The sequence below is a fragment of the Amycolatopsis ponsaeliensis genome (genome assembly GCF_030182635.1).
GTDB lineage: Bacteria > Actinomycetota > Actinomycetes > Mycobacteriales > Pseudonocardiaceae > Amycolatopsis > Amycolatopsis ponsaeliensis.
On the sequence record NZ_JAPZLD010000004.1, the window covers coordinates 165,006 to 183,071 of the forward strand.

The window sequence follows — 18,066 nt, forward strand, 5'->3', positions numbered from 1 at the left end:
GTGGCCGGTCGTGGCGCGTCGAACGCGGGGAGTCCGCCGCATGGAGTTCCTGCTGTTCGGGGAGGTGCAGCTACGCGTCGCGGGAAAGCCGCTGGACGTCGGGACGCCGCGGCAGCAAGCCGTCCTGGCCGCGCTCGCGGTCGACGCCGGGCGCCCGGTCTCGATGGAGACGCTCATCGACCGCGTCTGGGGTGACGATCCACCGGGTGAAGCGCGCAATGTGGTGTATTCCCACCTGAGCCGAATTCGGCAGGTGCTCGCCGAAGCCACCGAGCTGACCGGCACAAAGACCGGCATAACCCGGCGCAACGCGGGATACGTGCTGGAAATCGATTCCGGCGCGGTTGACCTGAATAGGTTCGCACGTTTGGTCGAGCGCGGAAATGACGCCGGCGAAACCGACGACGAACGGGCCGCCGCGTTGCGCGAGGCACTGCTCAGCTGGCGGGGTGCGCCGCTGGCCGGCATGCCAGGGGACTGGGCCGACGGTGTTCGCGCGGCCTGGCACCGGCGCCGGCTCGACGCGGCCGTGCACTGGGGCGAGCTCGAACTGCGGCTCGGCCGGACCGACGCGGTGCTCGCCGCGATGTCCGACCTCGCCGCGGAGTACCCGCTCGTGGAGCCCCTCGAAGTCCTGCTCATGCGCGCCCTGCACGCCGCGGGGCGCGACGCCGAAGCCGTCGAACGCTACGCCGTCGTGCGGCACCGGCTCGCCGACGCGCTCGGCACCGACCCGGGCCCCGAACTGCGCGCGCTGCACGAGGCGATCCTGCGGGGCGAGCTGCCGACGGCGGCTCCGCCGGCACCGCCGTCGTCGTCGCCGGCCCAGCTGCCGCCGGACACCCCGGGGTTCGCGGGCCGCGAGAACGCCTTGCGCCGGCTCGGCGAGGTGACCGGCGGGCCGTCGCCGGCCGCGCGGGTCGTCGTCCTCTCGGGGACCGCCGGGGTCGGCAAGACGACGCTGGCCGTCCACTGGGCACACTCGGTCGCCCGCGGCTTCCCCGGCGGGCAGCTGTACGTCAACCTGCGCGGGTTCGACCCGACCGGGTCGCCGATGACGCCGGCCGCGGCGGTGCGCGGGTTCCTCGAAGCGCTCGAAGTGCCGGGCGAACGGATCCCGACCACCTTGGACGCGCAGGTCGGCCTGTACCGGACGCTGCTGGCGAACCGGCGGGTCCTGATCGTGCTGGACAACGCCCGCGACGCCGGGCAGGTGCGGCCCCTGCTGCCCGGCGCGCGGGCGTGCGTGGTCGTCGTGACCAGCCGCGACCAGCTGGCCGGACTGGTCACCGAGGGAGCGCACCCGCTGGTCGTCGACCTCCTCGACGACGCCGAGGCGCACGCGGTGCTGCGCCGCCGGATCGGCACCGGCCGGATCGCGGCCGACCCCGCCGCGGCCGAGGAGATCATCGGGTTGTGCGCGCACCTCCCGCTGGCCCTGGCCGTGGTGGCGGCCCGCGCGGCGACGTACCCGGCGTTCAGCCTGGCGGCGCTGGCCGAGCAGCTGCGGGACGCGCGCGGCAGCCTCGACGAGTTCGCCGGTGCCGATGTGGCGACCGACCCCCGCGCGGTGTTCTCCTGGTCGTACCTGCTGCTGGACCCCGCGGCCGCCCGCCTGTTCCGGCTCCTGGGGCTCCACCTGGGTCCGGACATCGGCACCCGCGCGGCGGCGAGCCTCGCGGGCCTGCCCACCACCCGGGTGCGGCCGCTGCTGTCCGAGCTCGCGAACGCGCACCTGGTCGCCGAGCACGCCCCCGGCCGCTACACGATGCACGACCTCCTGCGCGCGTACGCCGACGAGCTGGTGCACGAGGCGGACTCTCCCGCCGACCGGGAAACGGCGGTCCACCGCATGCTCGGCCACTACAGCCACACGGCTTACCACGCCGACGGGTTCCTCGATCCTCGCCTCGAGGTGCCGCCCGCGCTGACCCCGTTGCCGGCGGGGGCGGAGGCCGAACGGATCGTCGACCGCGGGCGGGCTTTGGCGTGGTTCGAGACCGAGCACCGGGTGCTGCTCCAGGCGGTTGCGGTCGGCGCGGAGTTCGATGCGCGGGTGTGGGAGCTGGCCTGGGCATTGCGCAGATTCTTGACGATGCGCGGCCATTGGCACGACGAGAGCGATGTCCTGAGCGCGGCGCTGAATGCGGCACGGCGGCTGGGTGATGAGCGGAAGCAGGCGTTCGCGCACCTGCACCTCGGTGGCACTCACGTGTGGTTCGGCCGGTACGACGAGGCGGGGGCCGACTTCCAGGCGGCAGCGAAGCTGTACACGGCGGTCGAGGATGTGGTCGGTCGCGCCTATGTGCACCGGCAGTTCGCGTGGATGCTCGACCGGCAAGGGACCGTCGCGGAGGCGCTGGCCCACGCCGAGCAAGCGCTGGACCTGTTCCGCGCGGCGGAACACCTGACCGGGCAAGCGGCGTCGCTGAACGCGGTCGGCTGGTTCCGCACGCTGCTTGGCGAACACTCGGTGGCCATCGGCTACTGCCGTCAGGCGATCGACCTGCAGACACAGCTCGGCGACCGCATGGGCGCGGCGCAGAGCTGGCACAGCCTCGGCCACGCCCACAAGCAGCTCGGTGACCACGACCAGGCGATCACCTGCTACGAGAAGGCGGTGTACCTGTTGCACGGCAACGGATATCTGGTGACCGAGGCCCGGCTGATCATCGAACTCGCGAACCTGCACCGCGACCTCGGCGACCTCACGTCGGCCCGGTCCGGCTGGCAGCGGGCCCACGACATCCTCGCGGGCCTCGCCCACCCCGAAGCCGACGCAGTGCGAGAGAGACTCACGGAAACCCACAGTTGACCGCCGAAGAACGAGGAGGATTCCCATGTCCGAACCCGAACTCTCACCGGAAGAACTCGCCGATTTCCACGAGAAGCTCGACCAGTTCAAGACCACACTCACACCGGACCAGCTCAAACTGCTGGAGGCGATCCTGAGGCTCGCGTGGAACGCCACCGAGCACGAGGACTCTCTCGATGCCGGCTTCGCCGGCTGCTTCAGCTTGCACCAGACCGGCACGCTCATCGGTTACCACCCCGCCATCGGTGCTGGATCGTCCGTCGCCATCCCGCGCATCATCAGGCACACCTCCATCCCGTGACCGCGCCGCCGGTGGTGCTCGTTTCCATGCCGTTCCTCGAAGCCGATCGGCCGTCCATTCAGCTCGGGCTGCTCAAGGCCATCGCGCAGCAGCACGGTTTCCCCGTGCGCACCCTGCACGCCAACCTCGACTTCGCGGTCCGGATCGGGCTCGACCACTACCGGCGGCTCGCCGACCACCGGGGCCGGCAGATCGGGGACTGGCTGTTCTCCGTCGAGGCCTTCGGCGACGCCGCGCCGGACCACGACGGGAAGCTGCTCGACGAAATCGGCGACGAACTGTCCTACCTGGACGGTCCGGATCGCCTGCTCACGATCCGGCGGCAGGACGTCCCCGCCTACCTCGACGCCATCGCCGAGGAGCTGGCGGGCGTCCCGGTCGTCTGCTTCAGCTCGACGTTCCAGCAGAACACGGCGTCCTTCGCGCTCGCCCGGCGGCTCAAGGAGCGCGATCCGAATGTCGTCACCGTGTTCGGCGGGGCCAACTTCGAGGGGGAGATGGGCCTGGAACTGGTCCGGTCGGTCGGGTGCATCGACTTCGCCGTGCTCGGCGAGGGCGACGTCGCCTTCCCCCGCCTGCTCGAAGCGCTCGCGAACGGCACGGATCCGGGCGCGATCCCCGGCGTCGCCCGGCGGAGTGGTGACGACGTCGTCGCCACTCGGGCCGAGCCGCCGCACGAGCGGCTCGACGAGCTGCCCGTGCCGGACTACGGCGAGTACTTCGAACGCGCGACGCGGCTCGGGCTGCCGACCGAGCACGTCGCGCTCCCGTTCGAGTCGGCCCGGGGGTGCTGGTGGGGCGCCAAGCACCACTGCACCTTCTGCGGGCTCAACGGCACCACCATGCGCTTCCGCGCCAAGTCGCCGGCCCGCGTACTCGGCGAGCTGGACGAGCAGGCACGCCGCCACCGCACCTTCCGGTTCGACGCCGTCGACAACATCCTCGAACCGGGCTACCTCAAGGACCTGCTGCCGGCGCTCACCGACGCGCGCCGGGACTACCAGATCTTCTACGAGGTCAAGGCGAACCTGACTCGCGCGCAACTGAAGCTCCTCGCCGAGGCCGGCGTCACGCAGCTGCAGCCGGGCCTGGAGTCGCTGAGCTCCGCCGTGCTGCGGCTGATGGACAAGGGCGTCCGCGCCGCCCAGAACGTCAACCTCCTGCGCTGGGCCCGGTACTACGGCATCGGCGTCGGCTGGAACATCCTGTGGGGATTCCCGGGCGAGCCGGCCGAGGAGTACGCCGCGCAGGCGGCGGCCGTCCCGCACCTGGTCCACCTCCAGCCGCCGGCCGGCGCGGACCGGCTGTGGCTGGAGCGGTTCAGCCCGCTGTTCACCCAGCCCGCGCGGTTCCCCCTGCGGGCGCGCGAGCCCGAGGCGAGCTACCGCCACGTCTACCCGTCCACTGTGGACATCGACCGGGTCGCCTACTTCTTCGACTACGCCCCGGAAGACGAGCTGCCGCCCGAGGTCTACGCACCTCTGAAGGACGCGGTGTCGGCGTGGTCCGCCGCCTGGGAGGCGAAGCAGCCGCCCGTGCTGGTCTACCGCTGCGCCCCCGGTTTCCTGCAGATCTACGACGGCCGGCACTCCGAGACCCACGGCACCTACACCTTCCACGACACGCTCGCCGACGTCTACCTGGCCTGTGTGGACCGGCCGCGCACCGCCAGGGCCGTGCACCGCGAACTCGGCCTCACCGTGCCCGTTTCGGCCGTGGAAAAGGCTTTCCGGAGTTTCGGGGACCGCGGGCTGATGTTCCTCGACGACACCTTGGCCCTGTCGCTCGCGCTGCCCGCGACACCCGGCCGCTGACGCGTATCAGGACCGCCGCCGGAGTCTCCGTCCATCGCCAGGACGAGTTCGACGAAAGGCGCGTGACATGGACCCGTCGGTCATCGTGGCGACGGCGAACGCCGCGGCGGAGCGGCTCTCCGGTGGGACGTCGTGGGCGTTCACCTGGGGGCCGCTCGTGAGGGGGAGCTGCACGATGCTCGCGGGCGCCCGGTGGACGCTCTTCCCCGATGGGACCGCCACCTTCGACGGCACCGTGGCCGGCGAGCCGGGGCGCACCTGGGTGATCTGGCACGTCGACCTGCTCGACGCGCACGGGACCATCCTGGGCTCGCTGGCCACCGAGCACCCGGTCGAGGGCGACTGGCGCAAGTTCGTGACCACGCCGGGCAGCGTGCGACCCCACCGGTTCCGCGCCCGGGCGAACTTCGACGCCGGCCTGTGGGACGACCTCGCCTCCCTGCGGATGCACTGGAGCTGCTGACCGAAATGCCCTGGTAAGCGGCGAGTCCGAGCGACGAAGATCACTTCGCGCCGGTCCCGTGCCGGACCGGCCGTTTCCGTCACGCATGATGCACGGACATGGTCGAAGAGTTCCGCTTGCGTTCGGTCGCCGCGGCGGCGTACGGGCCGGCCGCCCTGTTCGGGGTGTCCGAGGGCGCCGTGCTGCCGGTCATCGCGCTGAGCGCGATCGACCGCGGGGCGAGCACCTCGACGGCCGCGCTGATCGCCGCGTTGCTCGGGGTCGGGTCGCTGGCCGCGAACATCCCGGCGGGCGTGCTCGCGACGCGGTTCGGTGAGCGCCGGTCGATGCTCGTGGCGGCGGCCGTCATGGTCGCGGGCCTGCTGATCTGCCTGGTCGACCTGGGGCACGGACCGTGGTCGCTGGTGCTCTACGGCTGCGGGGTCGCGCTGATCGGCGCGGCGAGCGCGGTCTACGGCCTGGCCCGCCAGACGTACCTGACCGAGATCGTCCCGGAGCACATGCGGGCCCGGGCGCTGTCGACGCTGGGCGGCAGCATGCGCATCGGCGTGTTCCTCGGGCCGTTCGCCGGCGCCGCGGCGATGCGGTTCGCCGGGCTGCCCGGCGCGTACTACGTGAGCCCGGTCGCGATCTTCGCCGCGGGTGCCCTGGTGCTGCGGGTGCCCGACCTGGAGGTCACCGCGGACGACCGGGCGGCCGCGTCCGCGGTCACGACGCGGGGGATGCTCAGGCAGCAGTGGCGGGTGTACGCGACCCTGGGCGTCGGAATCCTGCTGCTGTCGGCGATCCGGCAGACCCGCCAGACGGTGGTGCCACTGTGGGCGGCGCACATCGGCCTGTCGCCGACGACGAGTTCGATCATCTACGGCGTCGCCGGGGCGGTCGACGCGCTGACGTTCTACCCGGCCGGAAAGGTGATGGACCGCTACGGCCGGCGCTGGGTGGCCGTGCCGGCGACGCTCGTGCTGGGCGTGTCCTTCCTGGTGATGCCGCTCGCCGGCGGTGCGACGCTGCTGACGGTGGCGGCCATGGTGATGGGCTTCGGCAACGGCATCGGCTCGGGCATCGTGATGACGCTCGGCGCCGACGTGTCCCCGAAGGTGGGACGGCCGACGCACATCGGGATCTGGAACGAGCTGGCGGACATCGGCACCGGGGTGGGACCGCTGGTCCTGGCGGCGGTGACGGCGCTGGCCGGCCTCGGCGCGGGGATCGTGGCGAGCGGCCTGGTCGGGTTCGCGGCGGCCGGGGCGCTGTGGCGGTGGATCCCGAGACCACGCCGTGCCGGCGCGGACTGTTCGGCGGGCTGACTCCGCCTGCGCTCACGGCCTTCCGGACAAAGTCCGGCGCAACTGCAACAAGCCGCCCGGGCAGCGGCATCTTTAGAGGTGTGCAGTTCGAAGAGTTCTCCCGTGAGCAACTGCCGGGCCTGGTGCGGTTCGCCGCCGTGCTGACCGGTGACCGTGAGCTGGCCCAGGACGTCGTGCAGGACGCGCTCGTGCGCGCGCACCAGGGCTGGCGGCGGATCGCGGTGGTGGACCGGCCCGACCTGTACATGCGGAAGATGGTCGTCAACGGCTACCTCGGCTGGCGTCGCCGCTGGTACCAGCGATCCGTGCGCCCCACCGCCGACGTCACCCGGTTCCGCGAGCCGGTCGCGCCCGATCCGGCGTGGCGGATCACCGACGCCGACCAGCTCGCCGGCCCGCTCGCCCGGCTGAGCCGCGCCCAGCGAGCGTCGATCGTGCTGCGGTTCTACGAGGACCGCGACGACGCCGACATCGCCGCGGTGCTCGGCTGCGCGCCCGGCACGGTGCGCAGCCACATCTCGCGCGGCCTGAGCGCACTGCGGGTCGAGCTCAACGAAGGCAAGGAGAGTGTGTGATGACCGATCTCGACGAACTGCGCCGCGCCCTGCGTGCCCAGGAGTCCCTGGCGCCCGATCCCGAGGAGGTGCTCGCCGGCGCCACCCGCCGGATCCGGCGGCGCCGCACGACGAGCGTCGCGGCGGTGACGCTCACCGTGGCCGCCCTCGCCGCGGGGGCCATCGGTGTCCTGAACCGCGGTACCGAGGTGGTGCCACCGGCCACGTCGGCGAGTCCCGCGTCCGCCGCGCCGTCGGCCTCCGTGCTCCCGGCCGCGCCGGCGATCAGCCTCGAGGACAGCTCCTGGGACTTGATGATGTGGTCCACCCGGCCGGGCTTCGCCGCACTGCACTACGCGCAGGGCCACCAGTACGGGTTCGAGATCGACGTCCGGGACGGCGCCGCGCCCCACAGCGCACTGGCCGCGAAGCCCACGGCCGCCGGTCAGCTCTCGAACCCGAAGTCGGTCATGTGGCAGGACGGACCGGGCCGATGGATCTGGGCGCGGACCGCGAAGCCGGTGACGGCCTCGGAAATGCTCGCCCTGCTGGCGAAGATCGGCACCACGCCGCCGGTGGTCGCGTCGCCGCTCAAGTCGCTGCAGATCCCCGGCGGACAAGAAGTCGGTGCGTTCACCAGCGAGCCGGAGACCAACACCCTGGTGCTCTGCCCCGGCGCCGTGCTGGGGAAGGCCCCGCTCGACAGCCGATGCTTCTCGCTGACCGTGTCGCTGACGAGCCACTTCGCGGACAGCCCTTTCCCGGAGGACCCGCTGCCCGTGCACCAGCACCGCCGGCTCGGCGCCTACACCATCGAAATCACCAGTTCACCCGCCAACGAACGGGCCGCGTTGACGGTGCTGGATTCCGTTCAGCTGAACCGATGAGCCGGCGATGCGTATCTGCGTGGTCGTCGTCCTGGTCGGCGCCATCCTCGGGGCACTCGCCGTGGTGGTCTGCACCCGGCCCGTGAAGGTGACCGCGGCGGCGCCGCAGCCGGTTTCGTACGCGCAACCGTCGTCGAGCACGTCTCCGCAGTCCCTGGGCACGCGCCCGGCCGAAGTGGCGGTCGACGTCCAGGGCGAATGGTCCTGGGCGTTGCGCGAGCTCGACACCGGTGCCGTGGTCGGCGGCGGAACTCTGCGCAACACGGCCGAATCCATGATCAAGATCTGGCTCGCGGTGGACTACCTCGCCGCACGCGAGTCGCGGATTCCGGCCGACGACGAGGCCCGGGTGACCCGGATGATCCGGGTCAGCGACGACCGCGCCGCCCAGACGCTGTACCTCCGGCTCGGCGAGGACGCGTCGATCACGCGGATGATCCGGACCTGCGGGCTGCGGGACACGCTGATCCACCCGCACTGGTGGTCCAAGACGACGATGTCCGCGGCCGACGCGAGCCTGCTCGGCCAGTGCGTGGCCCGCGGACCGGGCTTGAGCCCACAGTGGCGGAGCAAGCTGCTCGACCTCATGCGGTCGGTCGCGCCCACCGACGCGTTCGGCATCCTGGAGGCCCCGGCGCTGGCGGGCCGCCACCCGGCGGTCAAGAACGGCTGGACCCGCCACGGGAGCTGGTGGACGGTGAACTGCCTGGCGATCTGGGACCACTGGGTGCTCGCGGTGCTGGCGCACTACCCGGACCAGGGCGACGGGCACCGGTACGGGGCCGAAGTGTGCAAGACCGTCGCCCAGCAGCTGTTCGGCCGGGTCGACGCCGGGTTCGCGCCGGAATGAGGAGCCGGGCACCCGGCGGTAGTGTCGGCGCATGGGGTTCGGGGAGCGGGCGCGCAGGGTGCGTGACGGGCGCCTGGCGTACGGCCGGCGGGTCGCGGCGCTGTGCTCGTGCGTGAGCCTGTATCACCCGATCGGTCACCGGGCCACGCTGAGCTTTCTCGCCGAGCTGGCCGGGCCGTACCAGCGGCACGAGCGGGCTCTGCTGCGTGCGCTGGAAGAGCTGGAGGCCAGTCGTGCGGTGTGGCGCGCGGAGGCTGCCGCGTACACGAGTGAGCGCGTGAAGCAGAAGCGGCTCGGCCGGCGTGTGCCGGCACCCGGCGATCCACCGCCGCGGGGCAGGATGGGCGGCCACTGGTACGCGGCGGCGCCGGACGTGTCGCGCCGCGCGGCCGTGCACGCGCTGAAGCTCTGGGAGCGCGACCTTCCGCCGGGCTTCGCGAACGACGAGGTGCGGTCCGTCGTCCGGTGCTGCATCGCCGGCGGTGGCCGGCTCGGCGAGGAGCATTCGGATACCGTTTCGCGCCTGCGGACGCAGGCCGAGAGCGAGGACGTTCGCTGGGCGATGATGCTCATCCGCCCCGGCGGGAATTGAGGTATCCGCCCTGTTGCCCGATGCGGCATTTCATGGCCTGTGCGGTGAATATTCCGCCTGTGCCGACGATGCCGCAGATGGACATGGGGCCCGTCACGGATCGATCACGAACGCGGAGTCCGGACGTGATCGTATGGTGCCTCGGCTAGACAGAGAACCATGTCGGTGCGGCGAGTGTGGATGCGCATCATGGTCGGGACCGGGTTCACGTTCGTCGCACTCGTCCTGTGTTGCCTGTGGGGGCTGGGGGCGTTCCAGTTGGCTGTCCGCGGCCATCCCGCCGGCTTCGGCGCGGCCTGGCCGGTCGCGTTGCTCTGGGCGCTGTTGTCGCTGTTCGTCTTCGTGCTTGCCACCGGCGGCATCGCGGTGCTCATCGCGTTCGGCGTGGACAGGGGCCGGCCGGCGATATGGATCACTCTCGCCATCGCTGCGGTCGTGATCGGTTTGGTTACTTGGGGTTACGTGGTGGCTACCCGTACCGCGATGATCCACTACGACAATACTGCTTCCCCGGAGCATCCCCAGCCGAGCGGACGATGAATTGGCTAGGTCACGTCAGTTTCGGCGCTGTGACCTGTTGCGCGAAGCGGGATTTTATGGCTTCCACGGCAGGTCGTTATCTTCGGATTCATGGAATGGAGCTTGCACACCGCCGAAGAACTCATTGCCGCGATGCGTGCCGGTGCGGTGACATCGGGGGAACTGACCGACGAGGCGATCGCCCGGATCGAGCGCGACGACGAGGTGACCAACGCGATCTGCGTGCCGGACTTCGACCGGGCGCGGGCCGCCGCCCACGGGGCCGACCAAGCACGCGCACGCGGTGAAGACCGGCCGCTGCTCGGCGTTCCGGTGACGGTCAAGGAGTCCTACGACATCGCCGGGCTGCCCACGACCTGGGGCATGCCACCGCACCGGAACTTCAGGCCGGCCGAGGACGCGGTCCAGGTGTCGCGGCTCAAGGCCGCGGGCGCGGTGGTGCTCGGCAAGACCAATGTGCCGTTGGGGCTGCAGGACATCCAGAGCTTCAACGAGATCTATGGCACCACCACCAACCCGTGGGATCAGGGCCGCACGTCGGGCGGCTCCTCCGGCGGGTCGGCGGCGGCCCTGGCGTCCGGGTTCGGCGCGCTGTCCATCGGTTCCGACCTCGCCGGATCGCTGCGCACCCCGGCGCACTTCTGCGGCGTCTACGCGCACAAGCCGACGCTCGGGCTGGCGGCCAACCGCGGCATGGCCCCGCCGTCCGAGCCGGCCTGGCCGGTCGACCTCGACCTCGCCGTCGTCGGTCCGATGGCACGCTCCGCCCGCGACCTCGCGCTCCTGCTCGACGTCATGGCCGGACCGGACCCGCTGACGCACGGCCTGGCGCACCGGCTGGCACTGCCGCCCGCCCGCCACGAGCGGCTCGGCGAGTTCCGGGTCCTGGTCCTCGACGACCATCCGCTCATTCCGACCGGGTCCGCCGTGCGGGCGGGCGTGAACCGGGTGGCCGACGCGCTCGCCGACGGCGGCGCCCGCGTCGCACGGCACAGTCCGCTGCTGCCCGATCTGACCGAAGCGGCGACGCTCTACATGCAGTTGCTGATTTCGGGCTCCGTCGCGCGTTTCCCCATCGAATCGGACGAGCAGCTGCGGGCCCGCGTCGCCGGACTGGGCGCGGACGACCGGAGTCTCGACGCCGCACGGCTGCGCGCCCTGGTGTTCAGCCACCGCGACTGGATGGTGGCGAACCACCGCCGCGAGGTCCACCGCCACGGCTGGCGGCAGCTGTTCACCGAGTTCGACGCCGTCGTGTGCCCGATCACCCCGACGCCCGCGTTCCCGCACGACCACACCCCCAACCCGATGGAACGGCGCATCGCCATCGACGGCGCCGAGTACCCGTACTTCGACCAGCTCGTCTGGGCCGGCCTGGCCACCATGCCCGGCCTGCCCGCCACCGCCGTCCCCGCGGGCCGGTCTCCCGAAGGCCTGCCGGTCGGGGTGCAGCTCATCGGCCCGATGTTCGAGGACCGCACCCCGCTGCGGCTGGCCGAACTGCTCGAGCGGAAGACGGGTGGCTTCCAGGCACCGAAGCAGGGCGTCCCGGCGCGCTCGTCGGCGGTATCGTCCGTGGCATGACTCGCACCGGACTTCGTCGTCTCGGGGCATGATGGCCGATCCCCTTCGGCCGTACGGTCCGCTGATCGGCTCGCGGCTCCGGCTGCTCACCTGGAACGTCTGGGGCCGGTTCGGGCCGTGGGAACAACGGCAAGCCGGCATCGCCGCGGTTCTCGCCGAGCACGCGCCGGACGTCGTGGCGCTTCAGGAAGCGTGGTCGGCGCCTGATCGCGATCAAGCGCGGGAGCTCGCCGCCGCGGCGGGGCTGCACCACCACCGGTTCTCCGGCAACCGCAAGGAAAAGGGCGTGCTGTCGGGCAGCTCGGTGCTCTCCCGCTGGCCGATCGGCGACGGGGAAGCGTGGGTCCTGCCCGGACCCGCCGGCCACGAGGGCAGCGCGGTCCGGGTCGACATCGACGGTCCGCGCGGCCCGATCCGGCTGGTCAACGTCATGCTGGACTGGCCACTGCACCACACCGGCGTCCGGCAGGACCAGGTCACCGAGCTCGCGCGGCGGGTGCGTGAAATGGGTCGTGGCACGGTGACCGTGGTGTGCGGCGATTTCAACGCAGCGCAGGACTGCGACGAGATCCGGATGCTCACCGGCCGCGCGGCCGGCACCGGGGTGTGCTGGCACGATGCCTGGGAATTCGCCGGTACCGGCCCGGGACACACCTGGTCCACCGGCAACCCGTGGGCCGCGGCGGTGTTTCCCCGTGACCGGCGCATCGACTACGTCTTCTCGACGTCGTTGCGCCGGGGCGGCGCCGGGCAGCCGTTACGGGCGGAGATCGTCGGCGTCGGCGCCGACGTGCCCTCGGACCACTACGGGGTGCTGGCCGAACTGCGTTACTGAACCGCGGGGGTCACAGGGGGTCGTATTCGTCCCCGTTTTCGTTGAGCAGCAGGTAATCGGGCGACAGGTCCGTCAGGCACCTGCTCAGCCCCGCCAGCAGTTCCTCGACGGCGACCTGGCCGAATTCCAGCTCCGCGGAAACCTCGGAGCGGTGCTGGTCGATCAAGGGCTCGTACTCGGTCATCTCCGCGTCGGAGGATTCGAAGGCGGCGAGCATCGCGTCGCGGTCGGGTGCGTGCGGCACGACGTCCTGCCAGGTCGGCACCCCGACGATCAGGCGGATCGCCGAGTCCAGGTCGGAGGCGATGATCCCGGCCGAGCCTTCGGAGCCGGCGTAGAGCACGGGCCCGTCCCCGCACACGAAGAACGTGCCGCCCGAGGCGTCGCCGGCGACCACACGCAGCTCGCTGCCCGAGGCCAGCCGCACCGGTTCGACGGGGTCGAGGCGGGCGATGTCGAAGTCGAACACGCTCGCCAGCAGTTCGGCGGCGCGGACGTTCGTCCGGAGGCGATCGAGCATGGCGGAACGATAGCCCCGCGGGGCGGCCGGGAAGTCACGGCCCGGTCTTCGTGCCGACGATCAGCATGGCGTGCCCGAGCACTTTCGGGTGCCGCAGCGGGAACGGCAGCGGCAGGGACCCGGCGAGGTTGTCGAACTCGACGATCGAGGCTCCCGCGCCGCGGATCGTCTCCCGCACGTGGTCGGCCGACGGGTAGAAGGCCGGGTCGCCGAACAGGTCGAGGAAGACGTACCGGCCGCCCGGCCGCAGGACCCGCAGTGCCTCGACCATCCCGTCGGACTTGCGCTCGAGGTCGCCGATCTCGTGGAAAGTCAGGCAGCTGACCACCGTGTCGAAGCTGCCGTCGGCGAACTCGAGGGCGGCGCCGCTCTGCTTGAGGAACGTTGTGCGGGCAGAGACTCCCTCGAGCCGCGCGTTGTCTTCACACAGCTTCTTCGAGTACGCCCAGTCCCGCCCCCACGAGTCGACGCCGGTCACGGTGTTGTCCGGCGTCGCTCTCGCGAGCTTGACGACCAGGCTGCCGCTGCCGCAGCCCACGTCCAGCGCCGTGCCGGAGGTCGCCGGCCCGGCGCGGGTGACGATCAGGTCGTGGATGCGACGCTGGAGGTCGCCGCCGCGCGGAGCGAACCGGTGGATGGTGAGCGCCAGGATCGTCGCGATGTAGCCGGACACCGCGAACGGGACCAGGAACAGCAGGAACCACAGCGAAAGCGGCGCCAACGCGCTCCCGGCCAAGCACGCGATGCTCAACGCGGCGAACACCGCGAGCCGGGTGCTGCGGATCCAGGTGCGGTAATGCGGTCGATGATCCATCGGGTCTCCCTGCCCGCCCGTCGCAACGACACAGTCGGTCGGCATCGATGATGCCCGCCCCGCCCGGCACGGTCGATCCGGCAGGCCACCCGGAAGAAGGTGAGGAGAGCCCTACGTCGGCTACCGCCCGGCAAGCGGGCCGTCCCCCTCGGTCCGGGGAGACGGCCCGCCGACGGGCGCCGGAGCTCAGCCGCGGGCCGCGGCCACCGCAGCTGCCGCCGGCTGGTCGGTGGCAGGCGGCATCAGCTTCGGGTATTCCTTCTGGAACTTCTCGATCATCGTGGCGGACGGGACGATCCGGTTCGGGTTGCCCTGGCTCGTCGCCTGCTTCTCGCCCCACGCGCTGGCGGCCTTGCGCTGGCCGGGGGTGCCGTGGCTGTGGAAGCAGTCACCGATGGAGGCGTCCAGGTAGGTGACCTCCTGCTGGGTGCGGGCGTTCCACCCGAAGCCCTTGGCGTGCGCGACGAAGTAGCCGCCGTAGGCGTCGGGACCCATCTCGGAGGACTCGTTGCGCGGGTAGTTGTCGTGGGCGAAGTCGACCTGGTGGCCGTACTCGTGACCGACCACGGACTCCACCGAGACGTCGTCGAACCCGAGGACGTCGACGGTGTCGAGCAGGCCGTCGCCGAGCGCCACGCGCTTGCCGCCGAGGCTGCCGGCCGGGGCGGAGAACGCGTTCAGGGTGAGCAGCGGGTTGCGGCCGCCCTGCAGGGCCGGCACTTCGTAGAGCACCTTACTGGCCAGCGCGGCGGCGTCCTTCACCTTCGCCGGCGCGAGACCGAGGCCGAAGGTCTGCGCCATCTTCGCCTGGCTGCCGAGATCGGTGCCCTTCCAGGCGACGAGCTGGATGTTCCAGCTCTCGATGTCCCAGAATCCGCGCAGCTTGTCGATCGTGTCGGTGGCGCGCGGGGTGTACTGGCCGTCGGTGCCGAAGACCTGCGGGGTCTTGTCGGACGCGACGCCCTGGACGTAGAGCTGGCCGAGCCCCGACAGCGCGTCGAGCGCCTGGCCCTCGAGCGGGGTGAGCTGGGACGCGAGCTTGTTCGCATACGTCAGCAGCGAACCCTCGGTGCAGCCCGGGATCGGGCCTGCCGCGGCCCGGCTCCGGGGGCCGATTTTCTGGACGGGCGACTCGATGAGCCGGTCGACGCCGCGCAGCGCGCTCGCGGGCAGGCCGTTGTAGAGGTCGATGACGTCCTGGTACAGCTGCGCGACGTCCTGCTCGACGGTGGACGGTGCGGCGGCCGCGGGAACGGCGGTGGCGAGCGCGAGCGCCGCCACGGTGCCCGCCGCCGCGAGTGTCCTGCCGAGGAATCTGGTCCGGTTGGGCAAGGTGGTTCCCCTCGTTCTGGTCCGGTTCAAGATCACGAAGCACCGCCACGTTAGGGCGGTGATCGGCGGTGGAACCGGCGCCGGGGCAAGAACCCCGGAACGGTCCACGTCTTTCGGAGGGTTTTCGCCGTGCCGGCATCGGCCGAAAGTACTAGGAGCCGCCCGGTCCTCGAGTGATCGAATCGTGACGCAACTCGGGACGGGGGTGGAACGTCTTGAGGGGCGTGAGAATGATCCGTATCGCCGGGTTCGGCCTGGTGGCCCTGCTGCTGGCTGCCTGTAGTGGACAGACCGAGGGGACCGCACAGGCGGTCGGAGCCGCCGGGGCGACCGGGACGGCGTCAGGGCCCGGGGTACCGGCCGCGACGGTGGCCTTCGAGGGCGGGGACAAGCTGAGCCCGAAGGACCCGATCGTCGTCAAGGCGTCGGGTGGCACGCTGCAGGCGGTCACGGTCACGAACCCGCAGACCGGCAACGCGGTCAAGGGTGACCTCTCGCCGGACAAGACGACGTGGACCAGCAACGATCACCTCCGCTACGCGGCCACGTACCAGGTGGCCGCCACCGCGGTGAACCAGGCGGGTGCGGCGACCGAGCAACACGGCGAAGTGCACACGCTCAAGCCGGCCGGGGTCGCCACGGCGTCGCTGTTCCAGCCGGCGTCGGGTGACTTCGGCGTCGGCCTGATCATCGGGCTGAAGTTCGACCACGACATCACCGACAAGGCCGCGGTGGAGAAGTCCTTCAAGGTGACGTCCTCGCCCGCCCAGGAAGGCGGTTGGTACTGGGTCGGCAAGCGCGAAGTGCACTTCCGGCCCCAGGAGTACTGGAAGGCCGGCTCGACCGTGAAGCTCGAGACCACGACCTTCGGCATGCCGATCGGGGGCGGCGTGTACGGCGGCCAAGACGTCTCGGCCACCTACAAGGTGCACGACTCCTGGATCGCCAAGGCGGACGGCAAGACGCATCAGATCAAGGCGTTCCACAACGGTCAGCTGGTGAAGACCGCGCCGACCAGCATGGGCAAGACCGCCGACACCCCGCCGCGGGGCCCGACGCCGACCTTCAACGGCACGCACACCGTGCTGGGGAAGGAGGAGCACAAGATCATGGACTCCTGCAGCTACGGCGTGTGCGAGGGCGACCCCGGTTACTACAGCGCACCGGAGAACTGGAACGTCCGGATCTCCAACGACGGTGAATACCTGCACGAGAACCTGAAGACGGTCGGGGTGCAGGGCAGCGCCAACGTCTCCAACGGCTGCCTCAACATGAACACCGAGAACGCCAAGTGGTTCTTCGACACATTCAACGTCGGCGACGTCGTCGAGGTCACCAACTCGGGCGGCCCGCAGCTGTCCATCAACAACGGCCACGGGGACTGGGGCATCAGCTGGAGCGCCTGGCAGGCCGGCAGCGCCCTGCGTGGCTGAGTCCCGGGAAGGGGCGTTTCCGTGCCCGGTCTTGCCGAACTGGCCTACACCACCGGCGGGGGAGTCGTCGGTGCGGCCCTGACCAACTACTTCACCAAGATCCAGGAACGGCGCCAGTTGCGCGCCGAGGTCCACCGGCAGCTGGCCAGGGTGCGGGAGATCAGCGGTGGCGTCGGGATCGGCGCCGGGGGTCACCGCTCTGCTGGAAGACGGTACTGACGCTCAGCACGCCTTGCGTGACGCGCTGGCCGACCTGCTGACCGCCGTTCTCGTCGCCGGAATGCCCCGCCGGGTGGCCGACTTCGCCGGGGGTGCGCAAGAGCGCCTTCTCGACAGCACGCTGATGGCGACGATCGACCGTCGCATCGGCGGCGTGCTCGGCCCCGGATCGGACCGGCTCCTCCGCGCGACGCAGGAGTACCGGACGGCCGCCACCGGCCTGCTGCTGGCGATGCTCTGGCACCCCTGGCGGACCCGGCTGCGGTTGCGCCGCCGCATCGCCGCACTGCGCGCGACGCTGGGAGGCTTGGGGACTCACGCCTGGTTGACCGCGACCACCACCGTGTTCGCCGTGGCGGTGGTCGCGGTTTCCGCGCAGGAGCTCAGAGGCCCATGCCGGCGCCGAGGCTGTCGAGTGCCTTCTGGACCAAGGCCTGGGCGTTGGCGTTCAGGGCGGAGTTCGCGCCGTTCACGACCCAGGACGAGCCGGAGAAGATCACCACGGTCACGCCGTTGTCGACGCCGCCGGTGGTGCCGCTGCTGGGGATGCCGAGCGACGAGGCCGCTTTCACCGACGCCTCACCCAGTTCGCGGGAGTCGTTGTCCGAAGTGGTCTGGTCGTTCCCCGTCTGCGTGTCGCCGAAGATCGCGCCGATCACCTTGCTCTTGTAGAACATCAGCGCGAACTGGCGGCCCTTGATGCCGTGTTCCTTGTAGAAGAAGTGCGGGCACGGGCTCTTGCGGTCGTAGCAGTCGTCACCCAGCACGTAGAACGGCACGTGGTGCGCGGCCAGCTGCTTGCCGTTGCTGTCCTGGAACGTCGTCTCGCCCTGGTGGTCCGGGTCGGGATCGGGGTCGCTGCCGTCGTCGTCGACGGCCAAGGAGGAGCTGTAGGCGTAGACGCCGGACGACACCTGGAAGACGTTGACGTTCTGGGACCGCGTCATGGTGTTGATGTGGGGCTTGGAGTTGACCTTGTTCGCGGTCGTGCTGTTCTTCTTGACGCCGGCCAGCACCTCGGCGGCGGTGTACGTTTTGTCCGCCGAGGCCGGCGTGTTCGTCGTGGCCGCGTCGGCGGCCTTGACGCCGAGCGGGGGAGCGATGAGCGTCAGAGCCGCGGCGGCTACCACAGCGAAGCGCTTGCGGGATGACATGGGCGAGGACCCTCCACTGTTCGTTAGGAAAGTTACCTAACAGAGGGAA

The 18,066-nt window shown here is 71.0% G+C and carries 18 protein-coding genes; 14 read left to right on the top strand and 4 right to left on the bottom strand.

Features of this window, described 5'->3' with window-relative positions; translation table 11 throughout:
• Positions 1-40: 40 nt before the first annotated feature.
• From QQ657_RS08040 to QQ657_RS08095, 12 genes are all read left to right on the top strand, one after another.
• Positions 41-2,815 carry an AfsR/SARP family transcriptional regulator gene (locus QQ657_RS08040; protein WP_284741455.1) on the top strand — a complete coding sequence of 925 codons (2,775 nt, stop codon included), beginning with the start codon at positions 41-43 and terminating at the stop codon, positions 2,813-2,815.
• 25 nt (positions 2,816-2,840) lie between these two features.
• On the top strand, positions 2,841-3,116 hold the full coding sequence (locus tag QQ657_RS08045; protein WP_284741456.1) for a hypothetical protein: 276 nt from the start codon (positions 2,841-2,843) through the stop codon (positions 3,114-3,116).
• On the top strand, positions 3,113-4,930 hold the full coding sequence (locus QQ657_RS08050) for a RiPP maturation radical SAM C-methyltransferase (RefSeq protein ID WP_284741457.1): 1,818 nt from the start codon (positions 3,113-3,115) through the stop codon (positions 4,928-4,930). Before QQ657_RS08045 ends, QQ657_RS08050 begins: the two co-directional genes overlap by 4 nt.
• A 67-nt stretch (positions 4,931-4,997) precedes the next feature.
• Positions 4,998-5,393, top strand: coding sequence for a DUF6294 family protein (locus QQ657_RS08055; protein ID WP_284741458.1), 396 nt, complete (start codon positions 4,998-5,000; stop codon positions 5,391-5,393).
• A gap of 98 nt (positions 5,394-5,491) precedes the next feature.
• Positions 5,492-6,703: an MFS transporter gene (locus QQ657_RS08060; RefSeq protein ID WP_284741459.1), complete on the top strand. Its 1,212-nt coding sequence runs from the start codon at positions 5,492-5,494 to the stop codon at positions 6,701-6,703.
• Positions 6,704-6,783: 80 nt separating this feature from the next.
• On the top strand, positions 6,784-7,278 hold the full coding sequence (locus QQ657_RS08065; protein ID WP_284741460.1) for a SigE family RNA polymerase sigma factor: 495 nt from the start codon (positions 6,784-6,786) through the stop codon (positions 7,276-7,278).
• Positions 7,278-8,144, top strand: a complete 867-nt coding sequence (locus QQ657_RS08070; protein ID WP_284741461.1) for a hypothetical protein — start codon at positions 7,278-7,280, stop codon at positions 8,142-8,144. Before QQ657_RS08065 ends, QQ657_RS08070 begins: the two co-directional genes overlap by 1 nt.
• A gap of 7 nt (positions 8,145-8,151) precedes the next feature.
• Positions 8,152-8,994, top strand: coding sequence for a serine hydrolase (locus tag QQ657_RS08075; protein ID WP_284741462.1), 843 nt, complete (start codon positions 8,152-8,154; stop codon positions 8,992-8,994).
• A 31-nt stretch (positions 8,995-9,025) separates the two neighbouring features.
• Complete coding sequence (locus QQ657_RS08080; protein ID WP_284741463.1) at positions 9,026-9,586, top strand: hypothetical protein; 561 nt, start codon at positions 9,026-9,028, stop codon at positions 9,584-9,586.
• Between the two features lie 180 nt (positions 9,587-9,766).
• Positions 9,767-10,126 carry a hypothetical protein gene (locus tag QQ657_RS08085; RefSeq protein WP_284741464.1) on the top strand — a complete coding sequence of 120 codons (360 nt, stop codon included), beginning with the start codon at positions 9,767-9,769 and terminating at the stop codon, positions 10,124-10,126.
• A 90-nt stretch (positions 10,127-10,216) separates the two neighbouring features.
• On the top strand, positions 10,217-11,710 hold the full coding sequence (locus QQ657_RS08090) for an amidase (protein ID WP_284741465.1): 1,494 nt from the start codon (positions 10,217-10,219) through the stop codon (positions 11,708-11,710).
• Between the two features lie 28 nt (positions 11,711-11,738).
• A complete protein-coding gene (locus QQ657_RS08095; RefSeq protein WP_284741466.1) occupies positions 11,739-12,545 on the top strand; it encodes an endonuclease/exonuclease/phosphatase family protein in 807 nt (268 codons plus the stop codon).
• Between the two features lie 10 nt (positions 12,546-12,555).
• On the opposite strand, the gene QQ657_RS08100 is transcribed toward QQ657_RS08095, so the two are convergent.
• The 3 genes from QQ657_RS08100 to QQ657_RS08110 all read right to left on the bottom strand — a co-directional run bounded on the left by QQ657_RS08100 (position 12,556) and on the right by QQ657_RS08110 (position 15,211).
• Entirely contained in the window at positions 12,556-13,065 is a 510-nt protein-coding gene (locus QQ657_RS08100) for a hypothetical protein (RefSeq protein ID WP_284741467.1), read from the bottom strand.
• Between the two features lie 34 nt (positions 13,066-13,099).
• Positions 13,100-13,879 carry a class I SAM-dependent methyltransferase gene (locus tag QQ657_RS08105; RefSeq protein ID WP_284741468.1) on the bottom strand — a complete coding sequence of 260 codons (780 nt, stop codon included), beginning with the start codon at positions 13,877-13,879 and terminating at the stop codon, positions 13,100-13,102.
• A gap of 186 nt (positions 13,880-14,065) precedes the next feature.
• A complete protein-coding gene (locus QQ657_RS08110; protein ID WP_284741469.1) occupies positions 14,066-15,211 on the bottom strand; it encodes a hypothetical protein in 1,146 nt (381 codons plus the stop codon).
• 230 nt (positions 15,212-15,441) lie between these two features.
• Here QQ657_RS08110 and QQ657_RS08115 point away from each other — a divergent pair, with 230 nt between their 5' ends.
• Positions 15,442-16,644 carry a L,D-transpeptidase gene (locus tag QQ657_RS08115; protein WP_284741470.1) on the top strand — a complete coding sequence of 401 codons (1,203 nt, stop codon included), beginning with the start codon at positions 15,442-15,444 and terminating at the stop codon, positions 16,642-16,644.
• Positions 16,645-16,665: 21 nt separating this feature from the next.
• Positions 16,666-16,863, top strand: a complete 198-nt coding sequence (locus QQ657_RS08120; protein ID WP_284741471.1) for a hypothetical protein — start codon at positions 16,666-16,668, stop codon at positions 16,861-16,863.
• Between the two features lie 383 nt (positions 16,864-17,246).
• Here the strand turns inward: QQ657_RS08120 and QQ657_RS08125 are convergent, their stop codons facing one another.
• Positions 17,247-18,017 carry a glycoside hydrolase family 75 protein gene (locus tag QQ657_RS08125; protein WP_284741472.1) on the bottom strand — a complete coding sequence of 257 codons (771 nt, stop codon included), beginning with the start codon at positions 18,015-18,017 and terminating at the stop codon, positions 17,247-17,249.
• Positions 18,018-18,066 lie beyond the last annotated feature (49 nt).